Genomic DNA, 11,878 nt, shown 5'->3' with positions numbered 1-11,878 from the left:
GCCGCAAGCGCATACATCGGATGTCCATAGCAAGATTTGCAGTCACCCGCCGGGTCGCCGTTGCGATGCTGTCGGCCGCCATTGTAGTCTTGGGTCTGTTCGCGGCGCCTAGGCTCGCAGTGGCACTCTTGCCTTCCTTCGCCCCGCCGGTCGTCTCGGTCAACGTCGCCTATACCAACGCCTCGCCCGAGACCATCGAGACCACCGTGACGCGGCCGATCGAAAATGCGGTCAGCCGCGTTTCCGGCATCGACATCCTCGAGTCCACGTCCTCGCAGGGACTCTCCACCGTTCGCGTCCAGTTCGTCTACGGCACCGACATCAACGCCGCGGCGGTGGACGTCCAGCAGCAAGTTGCCCGCATCCGAGCGTCGTTGCCGAACGATCCCAATCTGCAAGAGCCGCAGATCATCAAAGCTGATCCAAACGCCACGCCGGTGCTCGTGTTGGAAGTGACCGATCCGTCTCGCTCGCCGCGCGACCTTTCCGACATCGTGGTCAATCAATTCTCCGACGAACTTGCATCGGCGCCGGGCGTGGGCAGCGTGAACCTCTCCGGCGTCACGCAACGTGCGATAATGGTCGAACCGGATGCGCATCGTCTCGCGGCAAACGGACTCACGCTCAACAGTCTGATGACCCGGATCAGCAACGAGAACGTGGACCTGCCCGCCGGCGTCGTGCAAATCGGCCCGCAAGAGTTCGGCGTACGCACCAACGCGCTCTACACGGCGCCGGATCAGATCGCCGACACGATCGTGACGTTCCAAAACGGCGTGCCGATACGGCTGCGCGACGTCGCGAACATCACCGACTCGATCCAAGAACAGCGGGTGTTCACGAGGCTCAACGGCAAGCCGTCGCTGCTTCTCACGGTCACAGCTCAGCCCGACGCGAACATCGTCGAAGTCGCAAACGGCGTCACCGACAAGATCAACGATATCAAGCAGCGCTTCCCAACCGTTCAGTGGGCCACGCTGCTCGACCAGCGCGAATTCATCCTCTTGGCCTTGGCGTCGCTCGAGCACACCGCGATGTACGGCGCGATTCTCGCAGTCCTGGTCATTCTGCTATTCTTGCACTCCTGGCGCGCAACCGTGATCGTGGCGGTCTCGCTACCGGTCTCGATCTTGGGCACGCTGTTCGTCGCCTACGCATTTCACGAGTCCATCAATACCATCACGCTTGGCGGCATAGCGCTTGGAGTCGGTTTAATCGTCGACGACGCCGTAGTCGTCATCGAGAATATTTCGCGTTTCTTAGGGAAGGGATTGGCTCCGTCCGCGGCCGCCGAAGGTGCGACCGTTCAAATCCTCGGCGCAGTCATGGCCTCGTCGGCGACGGTCATCACGGTATTCTTCCCATTGCTGCTGATACCGGGTTTGCAAGGTCTTATCTTCGGGCCGTTCGCCATCGTCGTGATGAGCGCAGTCGCCATCTCGCTCATCGTGGCCGTCACCGCCGTTCCAATGCTCTCGGCCGAGCTCTTGCGGCGCCGCGGAGCCAATCATACGGAGCCGAATTCTGCCACACGGCCAGGAGGATCGTTCTCCGCCGCGTTCGACCGCACGTACGAGCGCCTCGAGCGCACGTATCGCTCGGCGCTGTCGTTCTGTCTCGACCGTCCGCTCGCGGTGCTCGGCACAGCCGCGGCACTGTTCACGCTCACGGTCGTGGCCATGCAGCTTGGCGTTGTTTCGACGGAGATATTCCCGGCGTCGGATTCGAGATTCTTGCAGTTCGATCTGCAAGCGCCGAACGGCACGGCCCTCAATGTCATGAACGCGATCTCGCTCACAGTCGAGAAAGCGCTCGCCGATGATCCGCGAGTCACCGCCGTGGGTTCCACCGTCGGACAGTCGGGCTTCGTTTCCCGGCCGGTCACCAACCGCGCCAGCATCCAGGTCGCGCTAAAGCGCGGCACGAGCGGGCCGGTGGCCGCGGCGTTCGTCAAGGAATGGCACAAGAAGCTCATGGATGCCGCGGCCAAGCAGCCGAACACCCCGGACGGAGCAGCACTGCATAACGCGATGGTCGGGACGATCGTTCGCGGTCAGACCATCGATATCGTGCAGCGTCAGATATCGCAAGGGCAGACCGCGCTCGAGTTAGAGATATTCGGGCCGGACATCAACAAGCTGCTCGCCATCTCCGATGATGTCATGAACCGGATCTCGCAGATAGCCGGTGTCGACACGCCCGACAAGAACGTGACGAACTCGCAGCCGGAGATCGACGTCACCATCGATCGCACGCGGCTTATGGAAGCCGGGATGGGGACGGGCGACTTGGCGCAGTTCGTCAGCACGGCCACGAATGGATCGATCGCGTCCTACTATCAGATCAACGGCATCCAGTATCCGATCGTCGTGCAGATGCCCGCCAACCAGCGCCGTTCTTACCCGTCGCTGCAGTCGCTCGAGTTCACTCCCATCGGTTCGTCCACGAGTGCGGCAAACGCGACGGGTGCGGCGAACGCAAAGGGCATCCAGCCGACGTCTACTCTCGGCAGCATCGCGACATTGACCGAGGGTCTTGGACCATCCGCGATAAGCCGCGAAGACCGCCAGCGGCGCGTCGAGATAAGCGCGCCCATCAGCGGCCGGCCGCTCGGACCAATATTGGTGGACGCAGCCAAAGTCATGAACAACTATCCGATGCCGGCAGGCTATCGCTGGGAGTATGGCCCCGAGATCCAACGCGGCGAGACGAGCTTTAATTCGCTCTATCTGGCCGTCGGTCTCGCGATCCTGCTCATCTACATGCTGCTCGCCGCGCAATTCGAATCGTATGTGGACCCGCTCGTCGTCATGACGTCGATTCCGTTGTCACTGGTCGGCATTATCGGTTCACTGGTCGTGACCAATCGCGCCTTTGGTCTCACCGCGTTCATCGGTTCGCTGATGCTCGTCGGCATCGCCGTGAAAAATGCTATCCTCGTCATCGAATTCACCAAGCAGCTGCGCGAAGATGGCGTTGATGCTCGTGAGGCGCTGCTTCACGCAGGTCCCCTGCGTCTGCGGCCGATACTCATGACGACGTTCGCCACAATCGGCGGCATGCTGCCGCTGGCGCTCGGCATCGAGACCGGCAGTTCAACGCAAGCGCCGCTGGCGACAGTGGTCATCGGCGGGCTCATCACCTCCACGTTTCTATCGCTGCTCGTCGTGCCCACGCTGTACCTCGCGATCGCTCGGCGCAGCAAAGGCAAGTTCATCTCGCGTCGCCGCACCCCGGAAGCAGAACCCACGGCGGCCGAAGAGCACGTTCCGGTTCTGAGCTGATCTTCGAATGCAGCAGCAGCAGCGTGCCAGCGATAATGTGATCGTCTCCGTCAGCCCGCCGGTGGCCACGCTGACGCTCAACCGGCCCGACAAGCGCAACGCGTTGTCGCTCCAGCTCATGCGCGACTTGACTGCAGCGTTTCGCGCGGTCGGACAAGACGAGTCGATCCGGGCCATCGTCCTGAAGGCGAGCGGAAAAGTTTTCTCAGCCGGCCACGATCTTTCGGAGTTTCCCGGCCGCGACGAGACGTTCTATCGCGAGTTGTTCGATGCGTGCGTCGAACTGATGACGGAGATCCAATCGGTGCCGCAGCCCGTCATAGCGCAAGTCGAAGGGATGGCGACCGCCGCCGGATGCCAGCTCGTCGCGACGTGCGACCTTGTCGTCGCCGCGGACACGGCGACCTTTGCCACACCCGGAGTCAAGATCGGATTGTTCTGCTCCACGCCGATGGTCGCGCTTAGCCGCGCGGTTCCGCGCAAGCTCGCGATGCAGATGCTGCTCACCGGCGAGCCGATCGATGCACAGCGTGCGCTTGAGGCAGGCCTCATCAACCTCGTCGCCGCGCCGGAGAAGGTGGAAGAGACGGTCGCAGCGCTCATCGCGAAAATCACGCGCTTCAGCCCGTTTGTGATCGGGCTCGGCAAGCGCGCGTTCTACCGGCAAGCCGAGATGGCGCAAGACGATGCATACGCGTTTACGAAAGACGTCATGTCGCGCAACGCCGCCGCCGACGCGGCGCGCGAAGGCATCGCCGCCTTCCTGGAAAAACGCCCACCCCGTTTTTGATGTGGGGCGGACCTTCACGGTCCGCCGGCGGGCCATAAAGGCCCGCCCTACAATGAACGCCCGCAGAGCGGCGTCTTCGGATGCGAAATCAGTTCGTCGCGAGTCGGCGCTCGCAGATTCGTATCTTCCGCCACTAAGACCGTCGTGATCGTGCCGCACGAGATCACCACGTCGTCGCCGAAGAAACCAAACGGGCCGTGCCGCCCGTGGAGCGTCTCCGCCGGCCCGCCGGCGCCGCCCGGCAGCACGACCGGTATGACGGTGCCGTCGGGAGCGACGATCGAAGCGATCGTCAACTGCAGCCGCCCGCGCCGCCAGAACGATCGTGCGCGCCGCGCTGCGACGATCGAGCCCTTGCCGAGCGAATTCTTCGGCACGACGAGCACGCCATCGACGTAGACGTCGTCGATCGTGGACACGCCAAACGATTGGCCGGCGCGGGCCGATCGCGATGACAGATCCGAGAGAATGCGGACGCGTATGGTCCGGTCGCTTTCGAGCGTGAGATCGAAGGCGTTCGACGGCGCTTGAGCATCGCGCGCTGCGATGCAGAGCAGGCTGAGGATTGCCACGCATGCCAGGCGAACGCGAACGTCATGACGCTTAAAATCGCTCATAAACGGATGCCGAAGTTACGGCCGGCCAAAGCCCAATCCTTGAGAATGCGCCGACGCTGCGATTGGGCCACGAACGAACCCGAGCTGACGTATCACGATCGCGAGTGGGGCCGGCCGACCAGAGATGAACACCGTCTGTTCGAATGCCTCGTCCTTGAGGGCGCGCAAGCCGGGTTGTCATGGAATACCATCCTGCGCAAGCGAGACGGCTATCGCACATCGTTTGCGAACTTCGATCCCGCCAAGGTCGCGCGTTTCAACGCCGCGCGCATCGATGCGCTTTCGAAAAACCCGGCGATCGTGAGGCACAGGCAAAAAGTGCAGAGCGCCGTCGCAAATGCCAAGGCCTTTCTCGCGATACAAGCCGAGTTCGGCTCGTTTGCACGGTATCTCAAATCGAACGCCGGCGCGTCACCCGACACATTGAGCAAAGACCTCCGCTCACGCGGCTTCAACTTCGTCGGTCCGACGATCGTCCGCGCGTTCATGCAGGCGATCGGGATGCTCGACGATCACCAGCCTCACTGCTGGCGATATAAAGCGAAAAGCCGGCCATAACGGCCGGCTTTCCTTCGTTTGGATGAGGTGCGCGGTTAGTACGCGCTCCGCTGCTGCTGGAAGCAGTCGCGGCAGTAGACGGGCTTGTCGCCGCGGGGTTGGAACGGCACTTCGGCCGGCCCTCCGCAGCTCGAGCACGTGGTTCGGAACATCTCGCGTGGGGCGCCGCCGCCGCCGCCGCCGAAGCGGCCGCCGCTGGCGCCTGAGGATCCACCGCGGCTCGCCTTGCGCGCTGCGCGGCAATCCGGGCAACGGCTAGGCTTGTTCTGGAAACCCTTTTGGGCGTAGAACTCTTGCTCGCCGGCGGTGAAAGTGAACTGCTGGCCGCAATCCACGCAAGTGATAAGTTGGTCGGTAAACACCTGGTTAAAACTCCCATTGCGCTCCGTGAGAGAATCACGGAAGCACTCGTCAGTGATTCGTTTCGGTTGGGGTGCTGACGATCGCTATGGGAGAACCGAGGTTTCCAATTTCGACGTCTGGGGGAGAAGCTCGCCCTACCACAGACCAAAACCACAAGAATGATATCACTATTGCCTAGCGGAAGGCAAGTGCCGTACCGCTTGGTGGTCCAAGGCCTCGAAATATCGCTGCCCGAATGGGGCGCCGTGGACCTCGGATCAATCTCATTTAACAAGCCGCGCGTCGAAGCTTTTAGCGACGGCGTTTTTGCGATAGCCATCACGCTCCTCGTGTTGGGCTTTCAGGTTCCGCAGCCGGCGCCAGATGCCGACGCCGGTCTCGCGCGCGACCTGCTCGCGATGTGGCCGCAGTACGTCGTCTACGCCGCGAGCTTCGCGACCATCGGCATCATGTGGATGAACCATCACTCGCTCTTCGACCATACCGAACGGATCTCGCATGGCGTGATGACCGCAAATCTTGCGCTCCTGATGCTCGTGTCGTTTCTGCCGTTCCCCACTTCCGTGCTCGGTCGTTACGGAATCACGCCGGTTGCCGTGGTCTATTACGGGTTGACGATGGTCGGTCTGTCGCTGTGCTTCAATGTGTTGGGTTATCTCGCGTCGCTTTCGCCGGCGGAACCGGCGCGGCTGCTCGATTTCTTGCGCAAGCGGAATCTATGGAACACCGCCGGGCTGCTCGGTTACGTGGTCGGCATCGGCGTGGCGCTGGTCGAGCCCGTTTGGACGATAGCGCTCTACGCCGCGATGGCGGCCTACTATCTTTCACCGGCGGCGCTGCGCGGCAATCCTGCGGCCCAAGCCGCTCGCGTCGCTCCCGGAGAGGGCCTACGATGAATCGTCTTGTCTGTGTCCTCGCATTCGTCGCCGCTGCCGCGGCGCTGACAACCAGCGCGCCGTCCGCGGCCCTTGGTCGCACGTTTGTCCTGGACGACCTGAAGCGATTGGTGGACATCCAAGAGCCGCAGATCTCGCCCGACGGGCATACGATCGCCGTCGTCGTGATCCGCCCCGATTACACCGCCGACACATACGATACGACGCTAGAACTTGTGGACGTCGCTTCACATACCCGTCGCGCGCTCACGTCTGGACGCGACGGCGTGAACTTCCCTCGCTGGTCTCCCGACGGCGGACGCATCGCGTTCATCGCGCAGACGAGCGGAGACAATCCGACGGCGCAAGTCTTTGTGCTCAGCCTAGCCGGCGGAGATGCTCGCCAAGTCACCAACGCCTCAAATGACATCCAACAGATCGCGTGGAGTCCGGATGGCAAGACGATCGCCTACGTGACGGCCGACGATCCAAAGACGCCGCCGGGTGCGAACAAATACGATGACGGGTTTGTCGTGAACAACAACGACTTCTTGGCGACGGCCGCCGCCACACCGAATCATATCTGGCTTGCGGGTTCGGACGGCGCGTGGCATCGCCGCCTGACATCGGGTCCGATGGGGTTGCCAAGTATGAACGCGACGTACGCGACGACGTCCGCGATCCGCTGGTCCCCCGACGGCAAGTATATCGCGTTCGCTCGGCTGCCGACCGCAGTCGAAGACGACGAATATCTGCAAGATGTCCAGGTGGTCGACGTACGCACGGGTGCCATCCACAAACTCACGTCCGGTGTTTACCAGATGATGCCTGAGTTCTCTCCCGACGGAGCGCAGTTGCTCTTCGCGTACCCGCACAACGGCGATTACAATGAAGGCAACGAGATATTCGCGGCGCCGACCGCAGGCGGGCCGGCGCGCTCGCTGACCGCAGCGCTCGACCGCAACGTCCTCATAGCGAAATGGATGCCGGACGGCGCAAACGTTCTGCTGGCCGCCAACGCCGGCACCGCGAGCGCGCTTTGGCTGCAGCCGGCCGCCGGCGGCGCGGCACAGCGCCTCGATCTCGGCGACGTCAATTGGATCAACGACAGCGATTGGGAACCGGTCACGGTCGGACACGGCGGCTCGATCGCATTCACGGGCAGCACCGGAACTGATCCGACGGAGCTCTATTATTTGGCCACGCCAAATTCGCCGCCCGTCAAGTTGACAAATCTCAACGATCCTGTGGCGTCGCTCGATCTTGGGAAGACCGTCAACATCGATTGGCATGCGGACGGCTTCGCTGAAGATGGCGCGCTCACGTATCCGCCCGGCTACACGCCGGGGCGAAAATATCCGCTCGCGATCTTCATCCACGGCGGCCCGATCTGGGCGTCGAACGCGTCATTCAACGATCTGGCGCAGCTGTTGGCTTCGGCTGGATTTCTTGTGCTGCGGCCGAACTATCGCGGCAGCGACAACCTCGGCAACGCATACGAGCGCGCCATCTCGCCCGATGCCGGGGCGGGGCCGGGCCGCGACATCATGGCGGGCATCGCCGCCGTGGAAAGTCTTGGGATCGTCGACGAAAAACGGATCGGCGTCTCAGGCTGGTCGTACGGCGGTTACATGACGTCGTGGATGATAACGCACTACAAGATCTGGAAAGCCGCGGTCTCGGGCGCCGCGGTTGACGACTGGGTCATCGACTACGACGTCGCAGACGACCACAAGGCCGACGCATTGCAGCTCGGCGCAACGCCGGACAGCGATCCCACGCTCTATCGCGCTGTATCACCGTTGACGTACGCCGCGGACGTCACCACGCCCACGCTCATCATGTGCGACACGGGCGATCCGCGCGTGCCCATACCGGAATCATACGAGTTCTATCACGCGCTCAAGGATCACCACGTTCCGGTCTCGTTCGTGGCGTACCCAGTCGACGGCCACCTGCCGCCGGATCCGATACGCAACGCGGACATCGACCGGCGCTGGGTGGCGTGGTTAACGGATCATATGTAGGGCGGACCTTCATGGTCCGCCGGCATGCCGAAGGGGAATGTAGGGCGGACCTTCATGGTCCGCCGGCATGTCGAAGGGGCCGACCTCAGCCGCTCCCACGCAACGTTCGCTTGCGCCGACTGGCGTCGGCCCCTTCAACCGGCCCGTTCAGTCGGTCGTCAATACTTCCAGCTGATGAACGCGGTGTAGACGCGCGGCGGTCCGTTCTTCTCCGCCTCGTACGGGAACGGACTGTAGTTGTATTGGAACGGTTCGGTCGCGGCGGCGGTGTTGAGGCCCGACGTGGCGCACGGCACGCCGAATCCGCAGTTCTGGTAGAACGGGTTGTTGATCGGCACGACGCCCGTGTAGTTGCCCAACAGATTTTCTCCGCGCAGACCGACGGTGTACTCGTTGCCGCCTTTGCCGAATTGCTGCGAGATCGTCATGTCGACCGTCGCGAGCCCCGGTCCCTTGAGCGACCCCGGGTCATTGCCTTCAGGCGTGCCGCGCGACCCGACGATGGTCGTGCCGGTCGGATCGGTATAGTAGTACGCCTCGGATGAGCCGTTGGGATTGTTGACATCCGTGTTCAGCACCTGGACGGGGACCGTCTTGCCGCTCGCGAGCGTCTCATAGATGTAGACCATCTTACCGACGCCGTAGCGATAGCCAGATTCGTACGGCACCGTCATGGAAACATGCAGTCCGCTCGGGGAGTCGTAGACCAAGTTCGCAGTGGCCGTGATCGGCGCGACGTACGAGACGTGGAAGAAGTGATTCGCCGCGACGGCCGCATTGTTCACCGACGGGAAGAAGTCGGAATCGTAGTTCGCAAACGTGTTGTCGTACGTGACCGAAAGCGAACCGGTGAGTCCGCGCTGATGGTGCACATCGAACGCCAATTCAACGCCGGTGTTCTCGTTGATGCCGGCGTTGTATTCGTGCGTCGGGCCGAAGACCGGCAAACCCGTGACGGAGTTGTTGAACAGAAACGACGAGCTCGAGACGACGTAGTCCGTGCCTTTGCGGTAGTACGGCGTGATCCGCAGTTCTTTCCCGCCGCCGAAATCATGCTCCCACGATGCATCGTAGTTGATGGCTCTCTGTGGGCGCACCGGCGTATACGGTTCGAAGTTGTTCGTCGCGAGATCGAGCAGCGTCTGTTGATACAAGTTGGTGATATGGTTCGTCGTGCCGAAACCCGGCAGCGCGACGAAGCAGCCGTTCGCGATGTTGCAGTTCTTCAGCGACGTCGGGACGTCGTACGAGTTCTCAACACCTTCGAGCGGCACGAATTCGATATTCTTGCCGTAAGAGAAGCGCAAAACATTGCGCTCGCCGAGTTGATACGTGAGTGCCAGCCGTGGGCTTACTTGGGACGGAGCCGTCACGTCGGCGCCGATTGCCTGACCGGGTATCGTGGTCACAATGGGATTCGCCGGATTGGCCGGGTCTGGAGAGACGGTGTACGTCATGTTGGCTTGTGCCGCATTTGCGGGCAGGCTGTAGATCTGTTTGTCGAAGCGCAGCCCGAACACAACGGTGAAGCGATCGGTCGGCTGCCAGCGATCCTTCACGTAGACGTCGTAGCGGTGGATCGGATCGTTGGATTGCGAATTATCGGTGACATAGCGCTGCAGCGGCGCAAGGGCGGCACTCGTCGGCAAGTTCGCAGGAGACCCATTGATCGTCGCGCCGGTCGCGTTGATCGCCGCGTTGAGCGGCGCGATGTAGCAGCCGCCCCAGCCGCCCGACGGACCCGGCCCAGGGCCAAAGGCGCTGAAGGCGCCGAAGGGCGCGTTGGTGCTGCTAAGGCAGCCGGTGTCCTCTAGCGGCTCGGCGAGGTTATCGAACCACGGGAAGATGGCGGAATTTTGATTCTTGAAATACGTGCCGTCCGCTCCGAAGGCGATCTCGTGGTGCGCGTTGATCTGATCGGTGAAGTCGGCGCCTATGCCGAGCCCAGTCGTCTGGAGATCCTGGTACGTGTCCGAAAACGATCCTAAGTTGTACGGATAGCGCGAGACGAGGTTCTCACTTGTCCTGTGCAGCGTGATGTCGCCAAACGAAGACGAGGTGAACTGACGCTTGAAGTTGACTTTATCGATCACCGTGTTGAACGTCTGCGTGTCGGCCACACCGATATTCTGGTGGACGAGATGCTGACCCGGATACAGTTCGAAATAGTCGCTGAGCGGAACCGACAAGAAATTACCGCTGTCGTCCGAGATATTCTCAGTGCCCAGTACCTCTGTCATGTTGTTCGTGCCATACGGCGCGATTTGCCCGTCGACCAGATAGCCGAAGTTTATCGTCGATCCGCTGAGTTGGCTCAGGAACTGTATTTCGTTAGACTGGTCCTTACCGAAATGATAGAAGAAATTCATCAACTCGTCGTTGAGGGTGAAATAGTCCTGGAGCGCAAGGTTCGCGGGCAGAATCGTACGCTTGTCGCCATATTCCGTGCCGTCGCGCTGGCCGTCGTACGAAAAATAGTATGAGAACTTATTATCCGGCGATGCGCTGCCCCAGTCCATGGAAAGCTCGTGTCCAAACGTCGAGAACGTGGCCCGGCTCGTCGCCTCGCCCGCTCCGGGGTAAGCGCCGCGGTTGACGACTTCGTTGATGACGCCGGAGTTCGTGTTGCCTTCGGAGACATCGTAGCCGCCGGTGGAGAGCTGCACGCTACGCACGCCGTTCAGCGACGCGGCGTTGAGGAACTGGCCGGTCACCGCATCGGTGTTGTCGACGCCGTCCAGTTCGTATCCGACATCGTTCTCGGCGCCGGCGCGGATCGTGGGATAGCCGGCATTGTCGGTGGTGACGCCGGGCAGCGCGTTGAAGGCCTGGAAGCCGTTGGGATCCTGCGGCGTGCCGTTCAGGTTCGAGAGCGTCGTCTGGTTGATCACGTACGTGTCGGCCGTCTGCGTCGGCTGGATGAGCGACGTCGTGCCGCGGACGGTCACGCGCGCCAACGTCTTTGCTTCGGTGAGCATCCGAGCGTCGACGCGAAGACTCTGATCCTGCGTCGTCGTCGCTCCCGGAATCGTCACCGATTGGAAGCCGGTCTTCGAGAACGACACCGTATAGGTGTCAAGCGGGAGGCCGTTGAGCGCGTAAAAACCGTTCGGGCCCGTGACGGTTCGCGTGGAGTACGACGGCGCCGCGGCGGAGACCGCAACGCCGGCAAGGGCGTGCCCCGAGACGTCAGTGACATAGCCCTGAATGCCGCCGGTCGTGCCGGCCGATGACGGCGAGTTCCACATGACGCTCACGAAAAGCGCCGCGACGGCCAAAACAAAAAAAGTGGCGAGCCGTGAGGTTCTCATCATGATAGCCTTCCGCAAGAAACGCCCGAGTGTCGACGCAGACGTCTGCAATA

Annotated in this window: 8 protein-coding genes; 5 read left to right on the top strand and 3 right to left on the bottom strand. The window is 61.9% G+C overall.

Annotated features, from left to right (window positions below):
- Nucleotides 1-20 precede the first annotated feature (20 nt).
- Complete coding sequence (locus tag VKT51_08600) at nt 21-3,284, top strand: efflux RND transporter permease subunit (GenBank protein ID HLJ84213.1); 3,264 nt, start codon at nt 21-23, stop codon at nt 3,282-3,284.
- Between the two features lie 7 nt (nt 3,285-3,291).
- Nucleotides 3,292-4,074: an enoyl-CoA hydratase gene (locus VKT51_08595; GenBank protein HLJ84212.1), complete on the top strand. Its 783-nt coding sequence runs from the start codon at nt 3,292-3,294 to the stop codon at nt 4,072-4,074.
- Between the two features lie 47 nt (nt 4,075-4,121).
- Here the strand turns inward: VKT51_08595 and VKT51_08590 are convergent, their stop codons facing one another.
- On the bottom strand, nt 4,122-4,646 hold the full coding sequence (locus tag VKT51_08590; protein ID HLJ84211.1) for a hypothetical protein: 525 nt from the start codon (nt 4,644-4,646) through the stop codon (nt 4,122-4,124).
- 24 nt (nt 4,647-4,670) lie between these two features.
- On the opposite strand from VKT51_08590, the gene VKT51_08585 reads away from it, so the two are divergent.
- Complete coding sequence (locus VKT51_08585; protein ID HLJ84210.1) at nt 4,671-5,249, top strand: DNA-3-methyladenine glycosylase I; 579 nt, start codon at nt 4,671-4,673, stop codon at nt 5,247-5,249.
- Nucleotides 5,250-5,284: 35 nt separating this feature from the next.
- On the opposite strand, the gene VKT51_08580 is transcribed toward VKT51_08585, so the two are convergent.
- Entirely contained in the window at nt 5,285-5,611 is a 327-nt protein-coding gene (locus tag VKT51_08580) for a zinc-ribbon domain containing protein (protein ID HLJ84209.1), read from the bottom strand.
- A 189-nt stretch (nt 5,612-5,800) separates the two neighbouring features.
- Here VKT51_08580 and VKT51_08575 point away from each other — a divergent pair, with 189 nt between their 5' ends.
- On the top strand, nt 5,801-6,508 hold the full coding sequence (locus VKT51_08575) for a TMEM175 family protein (GenBank protein ID HLJ84208.1): 708 nt from the start codon (nt 5,801-5,803) through the stop codon (nt 6,506-6,508).
- Nucleotides 6,505-8,514 carry a S9 family peptidase gene (locus tag VKT51_08570; protein ID HLJ84207.1) on the top strand — a complete coding sequence of 670 codons (2,010 nt, stop codon included), beginning with the start codon at nt 6,505-6,507 and terminating at the stop codon, nt 8,512-8,514. The genes VKT51_08575 and VKT51_08570 overlap by 4 nt, the downstream gene beginning before the upstream one ends.
- Nucleotides 8,515-8,672: 158 nt before the next feature.
- Here the strand turns inward: VKT51_08570 and VKT51_08565 are convergent, their stop codons facing one another.
- Entirely contained in the window at nt 8,673-11,828 is a 3,156-nt protein-coding gene (locus VKT51_08565) for a TonB-dependent receptor (GenBank protein HLJ84206.1), read from the bottom strand.
- Between the last annotated feature and the right edge of the window lie 50 nt (nt 11,829-11,878).

The organism is Candidatus Eremiobacteraceae bacterium, from assembly GCA_035295225.1.
Lineage (GTDB): Bacteria > Vulcanimicrobiota > Vulcanimicrobiia > Eremiobacterales > Eremiobacteraceae > JABCYQ01.
This window is presented reverse-complemented; position numbering and strand designations above follow the sequence as displayed.